Here is a 21555-nt window from a genome sequence, read left to right on the forward strand (position 1 = left end):
CACCCGCACGGCCCCCGCGCGCTCATGGACGGACGTCCCCGGTGCGCGCGGAGGAAGCCCCGTCTCCCTCCTCATGCTCATGCACCGTCACCGTCGCGGTGCGTCCGGACACGAGCCGGACGCCCTCGGGCACCGCGTCCAGCGCGACGCGCACGGGCACCCGCTGGGCCAGGCGCACCCAGCTGAACGTGGGGTTCACGTTGGGCAGGAGGCTGGGGCCCGCCCCGCGCTCCCGGTCCTCGATTCCCGCGGCGATCCCCTCCACGTGTCCGCGCAAGAGGGCCGGCTCGCCCATGAGCCGGATGGTGACCGGCGCGCCAATGCGGATGCGCGGCAGCTTCGTCTCCTCGAAGTAGCCCTCCACGCGGAAGGAGTCGCTGTTCACCAGCGCCACCATCTGCCGCCCGGCGGTGGCGTAGTTGCCCTCCTCCACCTCCAGGTTGGTGACGATGCCGTTCACCGGCGCGCGCACCGTGGAGCGGTCCAGGTTCAGCGCGGCCACGTCGCGGTTGGCCAGCGCCTGCTGGAGCGCCCCTTCCGTCTGCGCCAGGCGGGACAGCCCCTGCTCGCGGACCTCCTCGGACACCAGATTACCCAGGCCCTGGTTGCGCTCGGACTCACGCTGCGCCTGCGCCCGCGCCGCCTGCCGGCTCGTCACCACCGCCTCCGCCTGCCGCAGCGCGAGCTCGAAGCGGGCGCGGTCGATGACGAAGAGCACCTGCCCCCGCGTCACCCGCTGGTTGTCCAGCACGTCCACCGACGTGACGACTCCCGACACGTCCGGCGCCAGCAGCACCACGTCCGCCAGCATGCGCCCGTCGCGCGTCCACGGCTCGACCTCGTAGTGCCGCCACATCCACCGGCCCGCGAGCAGGGCCAGCACGACGACGGCCCCCGTCACGCCAATCCGGATGAGCTGCGGGCGCGTGGTTTTCATGGCGTCTCAGGGGACCCGCGAGGCGATGAAGGTCACCGCGAACCAGAGGAGGACGAACAGCGCCAGGTCGAAGAGCGCCGGGTGCCACACCCACCGGTAGACATGGAGCGCGGACAGCCCCCGCCGCAGGGGCACGCCGAGCGCCACCGCCACCAGCGCCCAGACAAGGAGCGTGGGGACGAAGACCCCCTGGACGTCCAGCTCGCCCCTCATCGCGCCACCTCCAGGGGAACAGCCCGGTAGGGCGCCGCGTCCGGAAACAGCGCGCGCCGCAACCCCACGAGCGCGAGCACCCCGTCGCGCTTCTGCGCGGAAGGCGGCGCGTCCGCGACGCGGCCCAACGTCGCGTCCAGCGCGCCGAGCAGCTCCGCCGGGGGCGCCGTCACCCGCCCCAGCGAGCGCGCCCGGAAGTGCCCGGAGATGCGCTGGAGGAGCAGCCCCGCGGACAGGCTCGCGGCGGTCCCCACGTGCGGGCGGATCCGCTGAAGGTCCACGACGTTCAAGCCCAGCCGCAGGTCCGCCAGCGCATCCGCGGCCTCCAGCGCCTCGTCGCGGGACGTGGCCAGCGCCAGCCTCGGGGTGAGCAGGCCCAGCCGGTCCAACATGCGGCTCGTCCAGCCCAGGCGGTCCGGCACGCCCTCTGCCGAGGCCAGGCCCGCCAGCTCCCGCCACCCGGTGCGCAAGAGCCGGTGCGCGCTCCAGTCCGTGCCCACGGAGCGCAGGAAGCGGGTGGACAGCGCGGCGGCGATGAAGCCCGCGGCCTGCGCCAGCGAGCTGTTGAGGAACTCCGCCAGGTCCGCGGTGTAGCGCTCCTGGAGCGACAGCGTCCCCAGAAAGCCCAGCACCGCGATGCTCGCGCGCCCCGCCCACCGAGGGTCCGCCAGCAACAGCCCCACGCCCAGGAGCGTGGGGGCCAGCGCGGCGACCAGCAGGGGAAAGCCGTCGATGCCGGGCAGGACGCCGAACAGGTACACCCCGCCCACGACGAAGGACATCCCGGTGAAGACCAGCGCGGACAGGATGGCCGGCACCGGATCATCCTGGGTCGCGAAGAGGCAGCTGTAGACGGCCGCCATCATCGCCGCCGCGCTGCCCTCCGGCCACGCGAGCGCAATCCACACGGCGCAGCAGAGCAGCACGGCCGCCGCCGCCGCGATGCCGGACATGAGCGCCAAACCCCGGTCGCGGTGCAGCGGTCGCTGGACGCGCGCGCGCAGGAGCGGCGTCAGGCGCTCCGGCGCGAGCCCGGTGGGGTCGCGGATGAAGGCGCGCAGATCGCGGCAGTCCTGGACGGTGTCCACCAGCTCGCCCAGGCGCACGGCGAGGCTGGTGGTGACGAGCGCGGTCCAGTCCGCCTTCGCGTCCAGCGGCGGCGCGAGCGCGGCGCACGCCTCGGAGAGCCGCTGGCCTTCGGCGCGGGAGGCGTCGGGCCCCGCCTGGATCCACGCGCTCAGCGCTTGGAGCAGCGTGTCCCGCCTGGCGTCGGGCCCCCGGCCCGAGGTCTGGAGGACGGCGAGCCGGTCCTCGATGCTGGAGAGGATGGGCAGCAGCATGGACATGCGCTCGTGCAGCGCGCGCACGGCGCCGGCCCGGGGACGCAGGCCCGCGGTGTCGAACGGCAGGTGCGTCGCCAACAGGTGGAGCGCGGTGACGTCCTCCGCCAGCCGGTGCCACTCCCGGCGCGTGCGCGCGTCCCTGCGTCCCGCGAGCGCGTCCTGGGCCCACCGGCCCGCGTCCGCGAGGAACCCATCGATGCGGTCCAGCAGCACCGGCCCCACCGGGCGCGGGAAGAACACGGTGTGCACGACGGTGGCGCACACGATGCCCAGGCCAATCTCCTCCACCCGCACCAGCGCCGTGGCGAAGAGGGCCCCCGCCGAGGAGACGCCGGGAAAGCCGATGATGGCCGCGGTGTAGCCGCCCAGCATGAAGACGTAGCTGCGCGGCGTGCGGTCCAGGAGCGCCAGGTACAGGCAGCAGCCCACCCACAGCGCCATCGCGAGCGACAGCAGCTCCGGCGAGTTCACCAGGTTGGGGACGAGCACGCACGCCATCGCCGCGCCCAGCACCGTGCCCAGCAGCCGGAAGACGGCCTTCGAGCGCAGCGCGCCAGAGAGCGGCTGGCTGACGACGTAGACGGTGATCATCGCCCAGTACGGCCTGGGCAGGGAGAAGCGCAGGCCGAGGAACAGCGCGGCCATCGCGGCGGCGAAGGTGTTGAGCGAGAACACCCATGCCCTGAGCCGCGGAGTCATCATCTCCGCGGGTCTAGGCCGCGCTCCCCGGCGCTGTCGTCAGCCCCGGAGTCTCACTCCTTCGTGAGGTCGTAGACCTCCTGGATGCCGTGGAGCGTCTGGACGAAGTCCAGCTTCAGGTCCTGGATGAGGCCGTTGCGCAGGTCGAACACCCACGAATGCACGATGGGGAAGCCCCGCGTCACGTAGGACTTCTGCACGGCGGCCGTCTTGATGATGTTGATGCTCTGCTCCAGGACGTTGAGCTCCACCAGCCGCTCGTAGCGCTTCGTCTCGTCCGCGATGCCGTCCAGCTCCTGCTTGTGGAACCGGTACACGTCGCGGATGTTGCGCAGCCAGGGGTTGAGGATGCCCAGGTCCTTGGGCTGCATCGCCGCGCGCACCCCGCCGCAGCCGTAGTGGCCGCAGACGATGATGTGCTTCACGTCCAGGTGCCGGACGGCGTAGTTGATGACCGACATCACGTTCAGGTCGACGTTGTTGACCAGGTTGGCCACGTTGCGGTGCACGAACACGTCACCCGGCGGCAGCCCCATGATCTGGTTCGCGGGCACGCGGCTGTCCGAACACCCGATGTAGAGGAAGTCCGGCTGCTGCGACACCGACAGCCTGGTGAAGTAGTCCGGATCCGAGCGGAGCTGCTCCTCCGCCCAGGCCTTGTTGTTCTCGAAGATCTTGTCGTAGGGGGTCACGGCCGTGACGCTCGCACGCAGGGTCCCCACCGTCGAGCGTTCACTTCCTCCAGTGTTCACGCGCGACCACGGAGCATCCAGTCCCAGTACAGGCGCGGCAGTCCGTACTTCTTGAGCAGCCACAGGTCGCGGCGCTCCACGAAGGTGTTGATGAACGGCAGGCTCGGCGCGGGCCGGCCGTCATAGTCGAACTCGGCGAGCAGCATCCGCCCGTAGCCCGTCACCAGCGGACAGGACGCATAGCCGTCGTACCGCGCGGTGGGCTCGCGCCCCTCCATCACGGCCACCAGGTTCTCCACGAGCACGGGCGCCTCCGCCCGGACGGCGGCGCCCGTGCGCGACGTGGGCAGGTCGCTCGCGTCCCCAATGGCGAAGACGTTCGGATGGTCGGGGTGCTGGAGCGTGTGCTTGTGCGCCTTGACCCAGCCCGCGTCCGGACCGTCCTGATGGGCCAATGCGCTGCGCTTGATGAAGTCCGGCGCGCTCTGCGGCGGCGTGACGTGCAGGAGGTCATACCCCAGCGTCACCCACTCCCGGCGCCCGTCGCGCGTCACCGCGAAGAGCGCCTCGCGGGTGTGCGCGCGCACCTCCACCAGGTCGTGGCTGAAGTGCGTCTGGATGCCGTAGCGGTCCACGACACCCTCCAGCACCCGCGCGTAGGGCTGCACCCCGAAGAGCGCCTTGGCCCCCGAGCCGAAGACGACGCGGGACTTCCCGGTCAGCCCGCTGCGGCGCAGGTGGTCCGCCACCAGGTACATGATCTTCTGCGGCGCCCCCGCGCACTTCACCGGCGTGGCCGGATGGGTGAACAGGGCCGTGCCCCCCTGGAAGGCCCGCACCATCTCCCACGTCTTCGGCGCGAGCCGGAAGTCGTAGTTGCTGGACACGTACGGCGTCTTCAGCGCCTCGCGCAGGCCGCGCACCCGGTCCCAGTCCAGCTGGATGCCGGGAGCGACCACCAGGAAGTCATAGGTCAGGCGCGTGCCGCCCCGCGTGAGCACCTGCTGACGGACGGGGTCCACCTCCTCCGCCCGGTCCTGGAGCCACCGCGTCCCCTTCGGGATGTAGTCCGCCTCAGCCCGCACGGTGCTCGCGATGTCCGCGGCGCCCGCGCCCACCAGCGTCCACAGCGGCTGGTAGAAGTGCTGCGCCGAAGGTTCGAGCACGGCGACGCCCCGCACGCCCTTGCGCCTCAGCCGCGCCGCGACCGTGATGCCCGCGGTGCCGCCGCCGATGATCAGCACCCGGTGGTGCCCGGAGGCGGATGGAGGCTTGAGGGAGGGAGGAGCGTTCATGGGAGCAAGCCGCGAGCCTGCCCATGACACCCCCACCGCGCCAGCTGCCCTGCGAGGCGAGCGCGCGTTGCCGGGTCCACATCAAATAACGGAAGGCCTCCCTTTATCGGAGCCCGCGTCCCAGCGGACAATTCGCGCAAGGCGCTGAAGCCTCCTCTCCGCCCGCGGCCCCCGTGCACCGGAGACTCCGACATGCTCTTCCGCCAGCTCTTCGACTCCGAGTCCTCGACCTACACGTATCTCATCGGAGACGAGGCCACGCGCCAGGCCGTCCTCATCGATCCGGTGCTGGAGCAGGTGGACCGCGACCTGCGGCTCGCCGGTGAGCTGGGGCTGGTCCTCTCCCACGTCTTCGACACCCACGTGCACGCGGATCACGTCACCGCGTCCGGCACGCTGCGGGAGCGTACGCGGTGCCAGGTGGTGGCCGGAACGGGCGGGGCCCCCTGCGCGGACCTGCGGGTGCGGCACGGCGACACGGTGCACGTCGGCCGGTGCGCCTTCCAGGTGCTCGCCACGCCGGGCCACACGGACGACAGCGTGAGCTACCTGCTGGGCGACCGCGTCTTCACCGGGGATGCCCTGATGGTGCGCGGCAACGGCCGCACCGACTTCCAGAACGGGAGCGCGAGCCAGCTCTACGACTCCATCACCCGCGTCCTCTTCCAGCTCCCGGACGCGACGCTCGTCTTTCCCGCGCACGACTACCACGGCAACACGGTGACGAGCATCGGCGAGGAGAAGCGCCACAACCCGCGGGTCGCGGGCAGGAGCCGCGAGGAGTTCATCGAGGTGATGAACAACCTCCACCTGCCCCGCCCCAAGAAGATCGACCTGGCCGTCCCGGCCAACCGCGCCTGCGGGCGGCCCCAGGCCCCGGCGCCGGAGGCCTGAAGCTCAGGCCGGCTTCGCCAGCTCCGCGTCAATGGCCTGGACCAGGCGCGGATCCTCCGCCGTCACGTCCGGCGCGAAGCGGCCCACGACGCGGCCATCCCGGCCGATGAGGAACTTCTCGAAGTTCCACTGCACCTCCGGCTTCGGGTTGGCTTCGATGCCGTAGCCCTTGAGGTTCGCGCGCATGGGCCCCTCGCCCGTGGCGTCCGGGATGGCGCCCGTCAGCGCGTGGTACAGCGGGTGCTTGTCCTGCCCCACCACGGAGATCTTCGAGTACAGCGGGAAGGTCACGTCGTACTTCAAGGTGCAGAACTGCTGGATCTCCGCCTCGCTGCCCGGCTCCTGCCCCATGAAGTTGTTCGCGGGGAAGCCCAGCACCTCCAGGCCCTGCCCCTGCCGGCTCGCGTAGAGCTTCTGCAGGCCTTCGTACTGGGGCGTCAGGCCGCACTTGGAGGCCACGTTCACCACCAGCAGGACCTTGCCCTGGTGCTGCCCGAGCGTCCGGGGCGCGCCGTCGATACCGGTGAGGGGGATGTCGTAGAGGTTCTGGCTCATGTGCTCTCCGTCTGGGGGGCGGCCACTCTAGCCCAGGCCTGTCCAGGCAAAGTGCCAGCCCCGGTGTGGTGATTTGCGGCGGTCGTGGCATGGCGCAAGGCACCGGCCCCTGGAGGGAACGGCTGGCCCGGGCCTTGCGTTGTGTGGACTCCCTCGCACTCCATGCACCGGCTCCTCGTCCCCCTCGTCCTCCTGCTCGTTGCCCTGGCCAGCGTGGCGGGCGGAGCCGTGTGGTTCATCCAGCGCGACCGGCAGGCGCTCGTGGAGCAGTTCGGGCGCGACCGGCAGGCCCAGCTGGAGGAGGCCGCCAGCGGCGTCGCCCGGTCGCTGGAGGACCTGGGGGACAACCTGCGCTTCGCGAGCGAGCTGCTCGCCCAGCCCGGCTCCGCTGGAGACCATCACAACGAGCTGCGCGCCCTGCTGGAGGCCGTGGGCCAGTACCGCGCCATCGCCGTGCTGGGCCCGGACGGCGAGGAGCGGCTCTTCTTGGTAGACCACAAGTCGCGCCACCTGCCGAGGGAGGCCGTCCATCCCCCGGCGCTCGCGGACACCGCGCGGCAGGCGCTCACGGCCCCGGTGGGGCACGTCATCCCCTCGCACCCCATCGAAGGCGCGTCGTCCGGGTGGATGCGCGTCTTCGCCATCCGCATCGACTCCGACCTGCCCGGGGGCGGAGGCGCCGTCGCCATCCTCGTGGACACCGAACCGCTCTTCGCGCCGCTGCGCATGGTGACGGTGGAGGAGAGCACGCGCGTGCTCCTCCTGGGCGCCCACGGCACGCCCGCGCCCATGAGCGACCCGGCGCTCGCGTCCTGGCACCGGCGGCTGGAGGACCCCGAGGGCAAGCTCGTGCCGGGCCTGCGCACCCTGGTGGCGCGGATGCGCGCGGGCGCGGCCGGGACGCTGCGGCTCAACGAAGCGGAGGCCACGCGCCTGGGCCTGGGGCCCGCGGACGCGGTGGCCACGTTCCGCCCCCTGCGCATGCGCGGCGAGGCCACCTGGTCCGTGGCGACGCTCTCCTCCACCAGCGCCCTGCGCGCCCACGAGCGCACCCTGGTGCTGCGCCTGTCGCTGGCGGCGCTGCTGGTGGCGGTGTTCCTGGTGGCGTTCGGGACCTACGTGGTGCTCGCCAACCGCCGGGAGGTGGCGCTGCGGGAGACCCTGCGCCACGCCGCGAGGTTCGCGCACCTGCATGAGAAGACGCAGAAGATCCTCGACCACATCCCCACCGGCATCCTGGCCCTGGACCGCGAAGGCAGCATCAGCGCCGTGAACCAGGCCCTGCGCGCGCGCCTGCCGGCCACCGCCGTGGGGAGCACCCTGCCGGAGGCCTTCCCCACCGCGCCCACGTCCGCGGTGCAGCGGCTGACGGCGCTGGTGCTGGCCGCGCGGGACAAGGGCGCCGTGCGCAGCCTGCACGGCGAGCCGCTCAGCCTCTTCAACGAGAAGGACCAGTTCAACGTCCACGCCGTCCCGCTGGAGCACGGCGACGGAGAGGCGAGCACGCTGCTGGTGCTGGAGGACCTGAGCAATGTGCGCATGCTGGAGGACCAGCTCCTGCGCGCGGAGAAGCTGGCCACGGTGGGCGTGCTCGCCGCGGGCGTGGCCCATGAAATCGGCACGCCGCTGGGCATCATCCGGGGCCACGCCGAATACATGCTCCAGAAGGTGGGCGGCGTGGATCACCCGCAGGGCCGGGGCCTCAACGCCATCGTCACGCAGATAGACCGCGTGAGCCGCATCATCCGCCAGCTGCTGGACCTCTCACGCCTCCAGCCCGCGCGGGCCGGCGTCGTCCCCCTGGCGCCTCTCGTGCGGGGCCTCCAGGAGCTGCTCGACGTGGAGGCCGAGCGCCGGCACGTCCACTTCGAGCTGGACGTGCCCGAGCGGCTGCCCAGCCTCGCGGCGGACGCGGATCAGCTCCAGCAGGTGCTGCTCAACCTCACCCTCAACGCCTGTGACGCGTGCAGCGCCGGAGGCCACGTGCGGCTGAGCGCCACGGCGTGCATGGCGGGAGACGCCCAGGCGGTGGAGATCCGCGTCCAGGACGATGGGCGGGGCATCGCGCCGGAGCACCTGCACCAGGTGTTCGACCCCTTCTTCACCACCAAGAAGCGGGGCCAGGGCACGGGCCTGGGGCTGAGCGTGGTGGCACAGATTGTCCGCAACCACGGTGGCCAGGTGGGGGTCGAAAGCGAGCCCGGCCGCGGCACCGTCGTCACGTTGCGGTGGCCGGTGGCCGCCGCTTCCGGCTGGGAGGAACGGCATGCCGTCTAGCGCGCGCATCCTCGTGGTGGATGACCACGAGGAGATGGGACAGATGTTGAAGGAGCCCCTCACGGACGCGGGCTACCGCGTGGACCTGTCCACGGGCGGCGCGGACGCCATCGCGCAGCTGCGGGCCCGCGTCTACGACGTCGTCCTGTGCGACCTGCGCATGGAGGAGGTGGACGGGCTGGACGTGCTCGCGGCGGCGCGCAGGCACGACCCGGAGCTCCCGGTGCTCCTGATGACCGCCTTCGGCGCGGTGGAGAGCGCCGTGGAGGCGATGAGGCGGGGCGCCTACCACTACCTCACCAAGCCCTTCCGCCTGGACGAGGTGCTGCTCCACGTCGGGCGCGCGCTGGAGTCCCGGCGCCTGCGGACCGAGCACCGCGACCTCAAGCGCCAGGTGGCCCAGCGTGGCGGCCTGGGCGCGCTCCTGGGCCACAGCGCGCCCATGCGGACGCTCTATGAGCTCATCGACCGCGTGGCGGCCTCGGAGGCGCCGGTGCTCATCCGGGGCGAGAGCGGCAGCGGCAAGGAGCTGGTCGCCAGGGCGCTCCACTCCGAGGGGCCCCGGAGCCAGGCGCCCTTCGTGGCGGTCAACTGCACCGCCCTGCCCCACGCCCTGCTGGAGAGCGAGCTGTTCGGCCACCTCAAGGGCGCCTTCAGCGGCGCCACCACCACGCGCCGGGGCCTCTTCGTGGAGGCGGACGGAGGCACGCTCTTCCTCGACGAAATCGGGGACATGCCCCCGGAGCTCCAGGCGAAGCTGCTGCGCGTCCTCCAGGACGGCGAGGTGCGCGCCGTGGGCGCGGATGGCTCGCGCCGCGTGGACGTGCGCATCCTGGCCGCCACGCATCAGGACCTGGACGCGCGGGTGAAGGAAGGCCGCTTCCGGGCGGACCTCTTCTACCGGCTCAACGTCGTCTCGCTCCGGGTGCCGCCGCTGCGCGAGCGCACGGAGGACATCCCCAAGCTCGCGGAGCACTTCGTGGCGCAGGCCCGCGCCCGCAATCCACGCTCCGCCGTCACCGCCCTGTCCCCGGAGGTGGTGGCCACGCTCACGCGCATGCCCTGGCCCGGCAACGTGCGCGAGTTGGAGAACCTGGTGGAGCGCCTGGTCGTCCTGGGCGCGCAGCCCACCGTGGACCTGGCCCAGCTGCGCCTGCACACCGCGGACGCCGCGCCGGAGGTCCACCCGCTGGCCGCGGCCCACGGGCAGGTGGTGCCGCTGAGACAGCTGGAGGGTGAATACATCGCGTGGGTGGTCGCCCGCTGTGGAGGCAACAAGACGCGCGCGGCGGAGCTGCTGGGGATTGATGTCTCCACCATCCACCGCCGGGAGAAGACGGACAGCGGCGTTTCGCAACGCTAGGACGACGCGCTTTGCCAGTCATCGCGCCACCCCGCGCGAGACACCCGACGGAGGGACCGCGGCACAGCCCTTGCTCATGTATCAGGGCATGAACCGAACCCACCTGTTCCTCCTGATGTCAGTCATTGGCCTCTCTGGTTGCGCCAGGCGCGCGGCCAACACCAGCACCACCGACGCGGCGACCCACGCGCCGGCCCCCACCGCCAGCGACCGTGGCAACGCGGCGCGGCCCACGCCGGATGACACGGAGCAGGCGCTCGCGGCGCTCAACGCCGCGCCCATCTACTTCCCGCTCGACTCCTCCCTGCTCCCGCCGGAGGCCACCGACGAGCTGTCGCGCATCGCCCAGGCCCTGCGGCAGCGCGGCCTCGCGAAGGTCACGGTGGCGGGCCACACCTGCGAGCTGGGCACGACGGAATACAACATCGCGCTGGGCCAGCGCCGCGCCGCCAGCGTGCGCGCCTACCTGGTGAACCTGGGCGTCGAGCCAGGCCGCATCTCCGTCATCTCCTACGGCGAGGAGCGCCCCGCGGACGCGAACACGCCTGAGAAGAACCGCCGCGCGGAGTTCTCCTTCCGCCTGGCCGAGCAGGCCCACGCAGGCGAGCTGTAGACCCTTTCTCAATCCCCCACCGAGTCCCCACGCACATGAGCCCCAGCGAAAACGCCCCCCTTCCGCCGTCTCCCGTCCGTTCCCTGCGCTGGCCCCTGGGCATCGCCGCCGCCGTGGCGCTCCTGGGCGGTTCAAGCTACTTCCTCCTGCGCGCGTCGGAGCCGCCTGCCGCCCCCACGCCGGCCATCGCGGAGCCCACGCCTCCGGCGCCGCCCGCGCTCCCGGCGGTGCAGCTCTCCGGCACCGACGCCCGCGTGAGGGAGCAGTTGAAGGGACTCTCCAGCGACGCGGACTTCGCGCGCTGGCTGTCCAGCGAGGACCTGGCCCGCCGCTTCGCCGCGTCCGTGAACCTGATCGCCGAAGGCCAGAGTCCGCGCATGCCCCTGTCCTTCATGGCGCCCGCCGGGACCTTCCGCGTGACAAAGCGTCGCGGCCACACGGTGACGGCGCCGGAGAGCCATACCCGTTACGACGGAGTGGCCCGCGTCATCACCTCCCTGGACGCGAAGAAGGCGGGGCAGGTGTATCAGGAGCTCAAGCCGCTGCTGGACACCGCCCACGCGGAGCTGGCCCCGCCGGGCCGGAGCCTGGACGCAACGCTGTCGCAAGCCATTGGACGTCTCACCCGGGTCTCCGTCCCCAAGACGCCTCCGGAGCTCACGACGAAGGGCGCGCTCTACGTCTACGCGGATCCGAACCTGGAGGCGCTGGGCGCGGCGGAGAAGCACCTGCTGCGCATGGGCCCTGACAACATGCGCAAGGTGCAGGCGAAGCTCACCGAACTGGCGGCCGCCCTGGGCCTGCCGTCGCAGGAGCAGGCCCGCAGGCCGTAGCGCGCTGCTTCTCCCACCCACGGGGGCGTGCAAGGCTGTCCGGACCGCATGCTCTACACGCCCCGAAGCTTCCAGGAGTCGGACCTCTCCACGCTGCAAGCGTTCATGAAGCAGCACGCCTTCGGCACGGTCATCTCGCACGGCTCGGGGATCCACGTCTCGCACCTGCCGCTCATGCTGGTGCCGGACCGGGGCGACAAGGGCACGCTGCTGGGGCACCTGGCGCGCGCCAACCCACACTGGAAGGACTTCGACGGCGAGCGACCGGCCCTCTGCGTCTTCCATGGGCCCCACGCGTACATCTCACCCACCTGGTACAAGGTGCAGCCCTCCGCGCCGACGTGGAACTACGCGGTGGTGCACGCGCTCGGCCGTCCGCGAATCATCGACACGCAGGCGGAGCTGTCGAAGCTGATCGACGTGATGCTGGCGGAGTACGAGCCCGCGAGTGGAGCCCCCGGCCACGCGGCCCACCTGCCGGAGGAGGTCCGCGCGCAGATGCTGGAGCACATCATCGGCTTCGAGCTGCCCATCGAGGAATTGCAGGGCAAGTTCAAGCTGGGCCAGAACCGCTCCGCGGAAGACCAGGCGGGAATGATGGAAGCGCTCGCGGGCCAGGGCGGCGATGCGCTGGCCCTGCTCGAATTGATGCGCCAGCGCGGCAGGTGACCTGCCTTTGACAGCCTGGTTGCTTCGCCGACTGGCGGGAGCCCCCCCCACGGCACAGCTTTGGGAGGACCATGGACGTCCCCGCCTCGCTGCTCGACTTCTCGCTGGTCCAGGAAACCTCGCTCGACCGGCGGCACCGCTTCGCCCGTCTTGACCGGGTCTCGCTGCCCGTGCGCATCGTCGTCCTGATGCTGGTGAGCTGGCTGCCGCTCCTCGCCCTGTCGCTCCTGGAGGGCGGGCCGGTGGCACACGCCTTCCTGCGCAACGTGGCGACCCATGTCGAGTTCCTGGTGTCCCTACCGCTGCTCGTCGCGGCCGATGGATACATCGACATGCGCCTCGCGGCGGCCGTGCGCCACTTCGTCATCTCGGAGTTGGTTGATGCGCAGCACCTGCCCCGCTACGAGGCCATTGCTCGCGACGCGATGCGGGGGCGGCGAAGCGGCGTCATCGAGGCCGGGTTGCTGGTCATCTCCTTCGCCCCGTCCTTCGTGCACCTGCCCTACCTGCCGAACCGTCCGTCCTGGCTCCATGTGGAGCCCGGGGGCCCGCTCACCCTGGCCGGGTGGTGGTACCTCGCGGTGAGCATGCCGATCATCCGGTTCCTGCTCCTGCGTTGGCTGTGGCGGAGCATCCTGTGGGCGACGTTCCTGTTCAAGGTCTCCAGGCTGCCGCTCTCTTTCGTGCCCACCCATCCGGATTCGGCGGGCGGCCTGGGTTTCCTGGGCACAAGCCAGGCCAGCTTCTCGGTCATCGTCCTCGCGTTGTCCTCCACGCTCACCGCGCAGCGTCTGGCGCACGCCTCCAGCGCGGACTTCACCAGCTACGCCCTTCACCTGTTCGCCTTCGCGCTCGTCTGCCTTGTCGTCGTCTTCTCGCCGATGATGTTCTTCTTCCATCAGCTCTTGATGGCGAAGCGAAGGGGGGACCACTCCTACTCGGGTGTGGCGTCCTGGCACTCACGGCGTTTCGAGCAGCGGTGGTTCCACCACGAGCTACCGAAGGGACTGGAGCCGCTGGGCGCGCCCGAGTTCTCCTCGCAAACGGACCTGAATACGTCCTTCAACGTCGCGCGCGGCATGCGCTGGTTCCCGGTGGATCTCCGCGCGGCGCTGGCCGTCGTCGCCGCGGCCATGGCGCCCATGGTGCCCCTGCTCCTCGCCGACCGGCGCTTCATCGAGGTGATGCTGGAGCTCGGCAAGAGCGTGCTCTGAGCTCGCTATCGGGCTGGGCGCGAAGGCATCTCCTCCCGGATGATCAGCAGCCCATCCACGACCGTTGCCCAGGGGGCCTTCATCCACGAGGAATAGGTCAGGAGACGGGCCACCCTGGGCCCGAGCTCACGAAGCTGGCGCCCATCCAGATACCGGGTGTCCGCGCTGTGGTTCGCGAACGCCTGGCCCTCCAGCGAATCAGGCATCGCGGGTGCGAGGGCAAACGTGTGGGCACTGGCGCCGATGGAATGGCTCCCGGAGCTCGCGGAGAACCCCAGCACGAAGGACTGGTCCCCGAACCGCTCACGGACATAGGCGCCGAGCGGAATCCTCTGCCGGTCATCCGCCTCCACGCTCGACATGTCCTTCGCGGCATGAACGGTGGCGGTCCAGACAATGGCTTTCCGGGGCTGGGGGGACTGGGACAGGAGCCATTCCAGGTTCATGAACATGGAGCGATCTCGCGCGATGTCATGACCCCAGTCCCTGGGCCCATCCGGCTGCGCCTGCTTCCGGGCCCGCGCGGCGGCCTCACGGGTGAAGTTCCTCACCAGATTGCGGGCGATCTGCGACTGCGCGGGTGTCGCTGGCGCTTCGGGCCTGGAGAGCGCCGACTCCAGCTCCTTCGCGCAGCCCAGGAGGTCCTTCGCGGTCTCCGCCGTGTACGGGTGGGTTTCGTCATACCGCCAGGCCAGGTGCCGATCGAGCGCCACGCCGCACTCCGCCTGTCGCGGGCCGTTGAACAAGGGGCTGAGCTCACGCGCCATCTCCTTCGTCGCCCAGGTGCCCCGGTTGATCTGATCATCGATCCCACCGACCGCGAGGGTCCCCGCCCGGAGCCGCGCGGACAGGAACGGAATCAGGGGCGCCATCTCCGGACTGGCCCACATCCCGCCAATGGCAGACGCGAGCAGGTCATCGCTGACGGGCTGGCCCGCCTTCAGCAGCGCCTGGATGTGGAGGAAGTCGTAGGTGCCGGTCTCGATGAAGAAGGCGTCGTACTGGCATTCCTCCACCAGCCTGCGGGTCAACTCCACCTTGAAGGCCACGGTCCTGGCGCTGCCGTGGTGGGATTCCTCCCCCAGCAGCGCCATCTGCTTGCCGCAGAGCTCCCGGACGATCCGGTCGGAGTCGGAGACCGGTGGGGCCTCGGTCCTGGGTGACGAGGCACAGCCCGACAGCAAGGGGATCAGGAGCAGCAGGTATCTCATTCGTGGCCCTTCCATGTGCCGGCCATCATGACCCGGATGGCCGGCGGTGGGAGTGGCGCTACAGCAGGCACTTCAGGGTCGAGGGATCGCACTCGTAACCCTGGTTGCAGTACTTCAACTCGCAACACGGCTGCTTCCAGGCACCGCAGCCCGGCTTGTTCTGGGCGGAGACGTCATCCGAGACCGCATCCGTCGTGGGCGCCTGGACGTCGGCAGAGACGCCGTCCATCTGCTCGGCGTCCGCCGTCTCCGTTCCACCGCAGGCCAGCGCCAGGGACAGCCCCATCACGACGAAAGCACTCTTCACGACACGCGTCAGCATCGGGAGTTCCTCTCGGTGAGTACCGCGCCTGTCTGAATATCGAAAACAAGCATGCGCGTGCAATCCAATGCCTTGCACGCGAACCATCCCGTTGCAAAGGGATTGAAGCCCGGCTACGACCCGCTCAAGTAGTCTGCGGGCCGTGGCCGTTCAGCGCTCGGCGAAGGCCTTCTCCGTGACGTAGTGCCCGGCCTCTCCGGGGGTGCCTTCCCGGAAGCCGCGCTCCTCCAGCATGGTCGTGAGGTCGGAGAGCATGCCGGGGCTGCCACAGAGCATCACGCGGTCCACCTCCGGGTTCAGCGGCGGCAGGCCCACGTCCTTGAACAGCTTCTCGCTCTGGATGAGGTCCGTGATGCGGCCCGTGTTGCGGAAGTCCTCGCGCGTGACGCTCGGGTAGTACGTGAGCTTCTGCTTCACCAGCTCCCCGAAGAACTCGTTGTGGGGCAGCTCGTGGAGGAAGAGGTCGTGGTAGGCCAGCTCTTCGGCCCGGCGGCAGGTGTGCGTGAGGATGACGCGGTCGAACTGCTCGTACATCTCCGGGTCCTTCACCAAGCTGAGGAAGGGGGCCAGGCCCGTGCCAGTGCTCAGCATGTAGAGGTTCTTGCCGGGCAGCAGGTGCTTGAGGACGAGCGTGCCGGTCGCCTTCTTGCTGACGAGGATGCTGTCCCCCTCCTTCAGGTGCTGCAGGCGGGAGGTCAGGGGCCCGCCGGGCACCTTGATGCTCAGGAACTCCAGGTGATCGTCGTAGTGGGCGCTCACCATGCTGTAGGCGCGCAGCAGGGGGCGGGCCTCCACTTCGAGGCCGATCATCGTGAACTGGCCGCTGGCGAAGCGGAAACCCGGGTCCCGCGTGGTGACGAAGCTGAAGAGGGTGTCAGTCCAGTGGTGCACGCGCAGCACGGACTCCTTCATGAGACTGCTCACGGTTGTTGCTCCAGAAGAGGGCCGGCGGCGTTCTAGACCACCCGAACGCGCCAGTAACGGGCGACGTTGTGCGACAGATTCCCCCCTCCGTACCAGAGGAAGAAGCCCGGCGGGCAGCCTTGCGCTTATCGGCGGGTTCAGGTCTCCAGGGGGCCGCCGGCCAGTACGAGGCCCCCATGGCCCCTCGCGCAACCCGCGGCGCCTGCCCTCCCCCCTCTACCAGGGCAGGCGCGTAGCCGTCATTGAGCGCCGCTACCGAGCAACCCGAAGCTATGCGATACAGCCACGCCCACCAGCGCATCACGCAGGCTGGCGGCCTCGCCCGTCCAGCTGACGGACGCACCGAGCACCGTGTCCTTGTCCAGGGCAAAGCTGGCTTGGGGGCCGAACTTCACGCTCGAGGGGTTCTCCGCGCAGCCCTGGAGGCATTGGAGCACCTTCGCGCCCGCGGACAGCTCCAGCCGCTGCTTCAGGAATGCGGCTCCGGGCCTCCAGGCCAGGCCCAGGCTGCCTCCCGCCTGCCAGGTTCGCTCCACGCGATTGCCGCCGTCCTCCTGCGGGAGTTCCCGCAGTTGTGACTCCATGTCCGCGTTGATGATGAGCGACGTGCCGCCCCAAAGCCCCTGATCGTAGGCCACGTTCGCGGCCAGACGCTCCAGCCGTTGGGTCCGGACGCCATAGCCCACGCTGGCCCCCAGGCTCAGGCCGGGGCGCATATAGGCAATCTCCGAGTCCTCGGCGGCGGTGCGTTTCTCCAGGCACGACGCCAGCCCCTTCTCACTCTTGTCCTGCACCTCGGCCTCACAATCCTCGTAGGCCTTCAGGGAAGCATCCTCGACCCGCTGCACGTCCGCAGCGGAGAAGGTGCGGACGTCCCGGAAGGGCGCGGCCCACTTGAGGGAGAAGGATCCGATGCGGTCAGCGATGCTGTAGGCGCCCGCCAACTGCAGGTTCGTCAGCGCCGGCGTGCCCGAAGTCAACAGCGCGCCGGGAGAGAAGCCGACCGAAAGCACGGTCCCCACGCTGCCGGCTTCACTGGAGAACTTGAACGCCTCACCCACCGTCGGCCGGCCGAAGAGGGCCGTCGAGGAAGAGGCCATCCACGGGTCCACCGTGGGCTGACTGTCGCGCTTGGCCGCGGAGTCCGTGGCCTCGACCGGGTCGATCTTGGGGCGACGGTCCTCCGCGCTGGCGCTCGCGGCCATCAGTCCCGCGAGCACGATGGTCCCACGGGTGAATCCCAAGGAGCGGATGCGCATGCTCATGACTGCTTCCCTCCGAAGTGCACGGTGCGGATGAAGCTGTCGTCGCTCGGATTGCTGGGGTCCTTGTCGTGGCCCTGGTCCAGCATTTCGCGCCGACCGCCCACGTCCACCCAGAGCTGGTACTTCCACCCTCCGCTGAGGAAGCGCATGACCGCCACCAGCTCGTTCGCCGTCCCGGCGGGCTTCAGCATCGATGCAGGGAGGGAGACGAAGAGCCGCCCGCCGGTGAAGATGCCCTTCGCGCCGGGAACAGGCACATCATTGCAATACAGGTAGAGGCTCAGCGGGGCATTCTCCGGGTACCACGCGAAGGCCACTTCAACATGTGGCGCCGTCGCCGCCACCACGTTCGACGGCACCAGCCCCGCCAATGACGCATCCAGCGTCCTCAGGCTGTGCAACAGCTCTCCGGCGGGCGCGTCCACGACAACCGCGTGCTGGAGCTGACCGCGCAATGACTCGTACTGAGGCAGCAGCGAATAACTCTTCGAAGGCATGTTTCCCCCTGGGCGGAGTTGGCGACGCCGGGACTGGCGCTCCGTCCGTCATCCAGAAGACAGCAACCGTCGTGCCGCTCTCTTCACGCGCCGCCCCCAGAGGAGGAACAGGGTGACAGATACCTTCCACCCCGTGCCCCCTGGTCGGCATCAGCCAAGGCCCTGGCCGGAAAGGACCAGCGGAAGCGATGAACAGCAACTCCGCTCACGCGGCCTGCTGCTGAATCTCGGGCTTCCCCTCTGCCCCCACCGGGGACGCGCCACGCTCCTTCCTGTCCGGCCTGTTCGCCGAGCGGACCATGCTCAGGCGGTTGAGCAGGTCGAACCAGAACGGCGCGCCGAGTGACACCGCCAGCGCGGTCACCATCAGCCCCAGCAGCTTCAGCACCCACGCCCCCACCCACCCCGGCAGGGCAGCCCGCGCCGGCAGGGACAGGAGCTGTGGAGATGACAGCCCCGTGACCTCCGGCCCGGGTCCCCAGCCGAACGGCAATCCCAGCTCCGCGGTCTTCTGGAGCGCATCCCGCAGAGCGGGAGCATTTCCTGGCCCCTGACTGCCCACGGACGCCTTCACATGCTCCTCCGCGATGGACACCACTGACGCGCGCCACGCCCCATCCCGCGCAAGCAGGTTGGCCAGGCGCAAGGTGTCCGCGTTGAACCCGGCGGCGAGCACGAAGCCGAGACCGAAGACGATCCATTGGGTCCGGCGCTTGTACCAGCCAGACACCCGCTCCATGGAAGCATCGAACCAGTCTTCGATGTACTGCTTGAATCGCGCGGGCTCGCCCCCGGCGGCCTTCAGGAGCGGACGCAGGGCCTTCTGCAAGGTGCCTTCGACCTTGTCGAGCCCCTTCGGGTCCAACGCGGCCGCCGTGGACATGCCCAGCACATCGACCAGCACGAGCGCGAAGGTATGGGCTGGGATGTAGGAGGGCTTTGACTCGTCGTCACGCATCAATGCCTGGATGAGGGGATGCGCATACACGCGGTTCAGGGTCGCCTTGTCCCCTACGAGGCGAAGGATGCCCGCCTCCAGGTGAGTCGCGCGTTTTCGCAGCACGGACTCCAGCAGCTCGGTCGCGGCCGAGCAGACGATGCTCAGCTCCAGGTAGATGAAGGCGAGACCGATCGTCACATCAATGATTGTCGAATGAAGCATCAGGCACCTCCGGGGCCAGACACCCCTTCAGCAACCCGGATGCCGTCCAGTGCACACGAGGCCGTGCGTGGCTGGAGCTGGCCGGTGGACACCCGCGACCAGGAGGCAAGGACACGATGGACGAAAGCGTCCGAGGCGCGGGCTATTCCGCCTCGGGCGGCTCGTCCTTGCGCTCCAACCGGCGCTCCACCGCCTTGCGGCCGATGCCGAGCAGCCGCGCCGCGCCGCTCTTGTTGCCCCCCACGAGCGCCATCGCCTCATTGAGCAGGGTGGACTCGATGGCCTCCAGCTTGTTCGCCACGGGCAGTTGGAGGATGGAACGCGCCATGGCCTTCAGGCCTTCCTCGGCGGGAGCCGGATCCTGCGAGGGCTCCAGGTAGGCAGCCACGGTCTCCGCTCCGATGGGGTCCTCGTCACAGAAGACGGCGAGCCGGTCGATGAAGTTGCGAAGCTGCCGGATGTTGCCGGGCCAGGAGCGCCGGGACAGGGCCTCCAGTGCCTCCTGGGAAAAGCGCAACGGACGCGGCTGCTGTCGGCAGAAGTGGGCCACCAGCGCGGGGATGTCCTGGGTCCGCTCGTCCAGCGATGGCACCCGCACGTTGAGGACGTTGAGCCGGTGGAAGAGGTCCTCGCGGAAGCGCCCCTGGCGCACGCGCTCCTCCAGCTTCGCGTGCGTGGCGGCCACGACCCGTCCCTGGAACTGCTCCTCGGTGGTCGAGCCCACCCGGCGGAAGCGCCCCGTCTCCAGCACGCGCAGCAGCTTCGCCTGGAGGGACAGCGGCAGTTCGGCCAGCTCGTCCAGGAAGAGCGTGCCCCGGCGCACCGCGGTGAGATAGCCGTCCTGTCTCCGGTCCGCGCCCGTGAATGCGCCCCGCTCGTGGCCAAAGAGCTGGGACTCCATCAGCAGCTCTGGGATGGCACCACAGTTGAGGTCCAGGAGCGGATCCGCGGCGTTGGGACCGAGCGCGTGGATGGCGCGCACCACCACCTCCTTGCCCGCCCCCGTGGGCCCGGTGACGAGCACCGGCCGATCCGAGAGGACGACGCGCTGGATGGTCGTACGCAGCCGGCCGATGACCTCGGAGGTGCCCACCAGCCCCTGGATGCCCGTCTCCGGGGTGAGGCGCGCACGGAGCCGCAGCACCTCGTGCTCCAACCGGCGCCGGCTGCCCAGCCCTTGGATGATGGGAAGGACCAACTCCTCGCACAGCTCGTCCTTGAGGATGTAGTCGTACGCCCCCGCACGCATGGCCGCGCGAATCTCCTCCATTTCGCTGGAGGCCGTGACGACGACGGGAAGAGCGGTGGACTTCTCGCGGATCTCCGCCACCAGCACCAGCCCGTCACGATTGCGTGCGTCCGAGTCCAGCCGCACGTCGATGAGCCCGATGTCGATGGCGATGGTCGCCAGCACCCTGCGCGCTTCTTCGAGCGAGGACGCCTCGTGCAACACCAATCCCTCCTGCGTGGACAGGATGCTCGCGAGGATGCGACGCGCACTGCGCTGGTCATCAACGATGAGGATGTTCATGGGCCGGTCGGGTTCGTACTCCTGGGGTCCAAGACACCGCAAGCCATGTGCCACCGCTGCGGCAAATCCTCGCACGCGGCCACGGTTTCCTCCCCCCGGAGCGGTGGACGGAAACGACCACCCGGCGCGTGACGCTGGTCGGAAACGGACAGCCTCACGACGCCCTTCGGTGATGGCTCGCGCGTGACGCGGTGGGCCGGCCCCTCTCACTTCTCTAAAAAGGCCCCCATGCCCCCGTGGGACAGGGCGTTGGTTCAATCCTTGCCATGGCAAGTCCCTGAGCACTGCCAAGGGAGGGGACTCGCCATGACGGATGAGACGGATGGACTGAAAGACTCCAAGAAGACGCGGAAGGGGTCGCCGCAATGGCTCGCGGCGCACGAGGCTGCGAGGAACCTGCTCGCTCCCCAGACGCCCGACGACTGGGCGTCCAAAGCGAGGACCAGGATCCTGGATGCCGTGCAGAAGCGCGCGCTCGAAGCGCCGCCCCCCACGCCGAGCAACGACCTTTCGGAGGATCAGGACCGCCGCGACACCGTGCGCCGGGTGCTGAAGGCGATCTTCTCGGACACGAACCCGAACAACGCGGTGCGCTTGCGGCGTGCCATGGAAACCTCCCGTGATGAGGCCGTGGCCGTCCTCACCTCGTTCAATGTCGAGAATGGCCAGAGCCTCGGAGACCCCGCGTTCAACCCGGACCAGTTCCTGGGGCTGCGTGAAATCCTGTTCATCGAGCAGTTCGCGCCTGTCGCCCCCCTCGAGGAGGATGGCGTCACCCTCAAGCGGCAGGTCCTCCATTTCTGGACGGAGCTGCTGTCAAAGCAGACTGCTCAGGTGGAGGACCTGCACCTGCGCGTGAGTGACTACGCCGTGGACCGGAACGACACCGGCAAGTGCGAGCGCGTCCTGGAGACCCTGCGACAGTACGCGCCCGAGGGCACCTGGACCCGGGAGCATGTGGACGCGCTCGCGGAGATCAACACGGAGAGCATCCAGTTCAAGAGCCTCGCCTGGCTGCACTTCCCCGGCGTCATCTGGTGAATCGA

The 21555-nt window shown here is 69.8% G+C and carries 21 protein-coding genes; 8 read left to right on the plus strand and 13 right to left on the minus strand.

Annotated elements, in window-relative coordinates; genetic code table 11:
* Positions 1–22: 22 nt before the first annotated feature.
* Genes D7W82_RS09240 through D7W82_RS09260 form a run of 5 tightly spaced genes read right to left on the minus strand, consistent with a single transcriptional unit; the run spans position 23 to position 5179 of the window.
* Entirely contained in the window at positions 23–937 is a 915-nt protein-coding gene (locus D7W82_RS09240; protein WP_120617983.1) for an efflux RND transporter periplasmic adaptor subunit, read from the minus strand.
* A gap of 6 nt (positions 938–943) precedes the next feature.
* On the minus strand, positions 944–1150 hold the full coding sequence (locus D7W82_RS09245; protein ID WP_120617984.1) for a DUF1656 domain-containing protein: 207 nt from the start codon (positions 1148–1150) through the stop codon (positions 944–946).
* Positions 1147–3195: an FUSC family protein gene (locus tag D7W82_RS09250; RefSeq protein ID WP_120617985.1), complete on the minus strand. Its 2049-nt coding sequence runs from the start codon at positions 3193–3195 to the stop codon at positions 1147–1149. The genes D7W82_RS09245 and D7W82_RS09250 overlap by 4 nt, the downstream gene beginning before the upstream one ends.
* Positions 3196–3245: 50 nt before the next feature.
* Positions 3246–3884, minus strand: a complete 639-nt coding sequence (locus tag D7W82_RS09255; RefSeq protein ID WP_171426288.1) for a carbonic anhydrase — start codon at positions 3882–3884, stop codon at positions 3246–3248.
* Positions 3885–3940: 56 nt separating this feature from the next.
* A complete protein-coding gene (locus tag D7W82_RS09260) occupies positions 3941–5179 on the minus strand; it encodes an FAD/NAD(P)-binding oxidoreductase (protein WP_120617987.1) in 1239 nt (412 codons plus the stop codon).
* Between the two features lie 192 nt (positions 5180–5371).
* On the opposite strand from D7W82_RS09260, the gene D7W82_RS09265 reads away from it, so the two are divergent.
* The gene (locus tag D7W82_RS09265; protein WP_120617988.1) at positions 5372–6073 is read left to right on the plus strand and encodes an MBL fold metallo-hydrolase; all 702 of its coding nucleotides are present in this window, start codon (positions 5372–5374) and stop codon (positions 6071–6073) included.
* A gap of 3 nt (positions 6074–6076) precedes the next feature.
* Here D7W82_RS09265 and D7W82_RS09270 read toward each other — a convergent pair whose 3' ends face one another.
* On the minus strand, positions 6077–6628 hold the full coding sequence (locus D7W82_RS09270) for a glutathione peroxidase (RefSeq protein ID WP_120617989.1): 552 nt from the start codon (positions 6626–6628) through the stop codon (positions 6077–6079).
* Positions 6629–6790: 162 nt separating this feature from the next.
* Between D7W82_RS09270 and D7W82_RS09275 the strand changes: the two genes are divergently transcribed.
* The 6 genes from D7W82_RS09275 to D7W82_RS09300 all read left to right on the plus strand — a co-directional run bounded on the left by D7W82_RS09275 (position 6791) and on the right by D7W82_RS09300 (position 13597).
* Positions 6791–8905, plus strand: a complete 2115-nt coding sequence (locus D7W82_RS09275; RefSeq protein WP_120618027.1) for a nitrogen regulation protein NR(II) — start codon at positions 6791–6793, stop codon at positions 8903–8905.
* Positions 8895–10268, plus strand: coding sequence for a sigma-54 dependent transcriptional regulator (locus D7W82_RS09280; RefSeq protein WP_120617990.1), 1374 nt, complete (start codon positions 8895–8897; stop codon positions 10266–10268). The genes D7W82_RS09275 and D7W82_RS09280 overlap by 11 nt, the downstream gene beginning before the upstream one ends.
* Positions 10269–10356: 88 nt before the next feature.
* The gene (locus D7W82_RS09285) at positions 10357–10881 is read left to right on the plus strand and encodes an OmpA family protein (protein ID WP_120618028.1); all 525 of its coding nucleotides are present in this window, start codon (positions 10357–10359) and stop codon (positions 10879–10881) included.
* Between the two features lie 35 nt (positions 10882–10916).
* The gene (locus D7W82_RS09290) at positions 10917–11714 is read left to right on the plus strand and encodes a DUF3014 domain-containing protein (protein WP_120617991.1); all 798 of its coding nucleotides are present in this window, start codon (positions 10917–10919) and stop codon (positions 11712–11714) included.
* A gap of 48 nt (positions 11715–11762) precedes the next feature.
* Complete coding sequence (locus tag D7W82_RS09295; protein ID WP_120617992.1) at positions 11763–12383, plus strand: FMN-binding negative transcriptional regulator; 621 nt, start codon at positions 11763–11765, stop codon at positions 12381–12383.
* A 71-nt stretch (positions 12384–12454) separates the two neighbouring features.
* On the plus strand, positions 12455–13597 hold the full coding sequence (locus D7W82_RS09300; RefSeq protein WP_120617993.1) for a hypothetical protein: 1143 nt from the start codon (positions 12455–12457) through the stop codon (positions 13595–13597).
* Between the two features lie 5 nt (positions 13598–13602).
* On the opposite strand, the gene D7W82_RS09305 is transcribed toward D7W82_RS09300, so the two are convergent.
* The 7 genes from D7W82_RS09305 to D7W82_RS40460 form a co-directional block, all read right to left on the minus strand.
* On the minus strand, positions 13603–14808 hold the full coding sequence (locus D7W82_RS09305; protein WP_120617994.1) for an erythromycin esterase family protein: 1206 nt from the start codon (positions 14806–14808) through the stop codon (positions 13603–13605).
* A 58-nt stretch (positions 14809–14866) separates the two neighbouring features.
* On the minus strand, positions 14867–15130 hold the full coding sequence (locus tag D7W82_RS09310; RefSeq protein ID WP_120617995.1) for a hypothetical protein: 264 nt from the start codon (positions 15128–15130) through the stop codon (positions 14867–14869).
* A gap of 150 nt (positions 15131–15280) precedes the next feature.
* Complete coding sequence (locus D7W82_RS09315; RefSeq protein ID WP_199727715.1) at positions 15281–16054, minus strand: ferredoxin--NADP reductase; 774 nt, start codon at positions 16052–16054, stop codon at positions 15281–15283.
* A gap of 239 nt (positions 16055–16293) precedes the next feature.
* On the minus strand, positions 16294–17319 hold the full coding sequence (locus D7W82_RS09320; RefSeq protein ID WP_147439271.1) for a hypothetical protein: 1026 nt from the start codon (positions 17317–17319) through the stop codon (positions 16294–16296).
* Positions 17316–17816, minus strand: a complete 501-nt coding sequence (locus D7W82_RS09325) for a hypothetical protein (protein ID WP_120617998.1) — start codon at positions 17814–17816, stop codon at positions 17316–17318. Before D7W82_RS09325 ends, D7W82_RS09320 begins: the two co-directional genes overlap by 4 nt.
* Before the next feature lie 205 nt (positions 17817–18021).
* Positions 18022–18954, minus strand: a complete 933-nt coding sequence (locus D7W82_RS40455) for a hypothetical protein (protein ID WP_158617618.1) — start codon at positions 18952–18954, stop codon at positions 18022–18024.
* Positions 18955–19120: 166 nt separating this feature from the next.
* Entirely contained in the window at positions 19121–20509 is a 1389-nt protein-coding gene (locus D7W82_RS40460; RefSeq protein ID WP_158617619.1) for a sigma-54 dependent transcriptional regulator, read from the minus strand.
* Positions 20510–20968: 459 nt separating this feature from the next.
* On the opposite strand from D7W82_RS40460, the gene D7W82_RS40465 reads away from it, so the two are divergent.
* On the plus strand, positions 20969–21550 hold the full coding sequence (locus D7W82_RS40465) for a hypothetical protein (protein ID WP_158617620.1): 582 nt from the start codon (positions 20969–20971) through the stop codon (positions 21548–21550).
* Positions 21551–21555 lie beyond the last annotated feature (5 nt).

It is taken from the genome of Corallococcus sp. CA049B (genome assembly GCF_003611685.1).
Lineage (GTDB): Bacteria > Myxococcota > Myxococcia > Myxococcales > Myxococcaceae > Corallococcus > Corallococcus coralloides.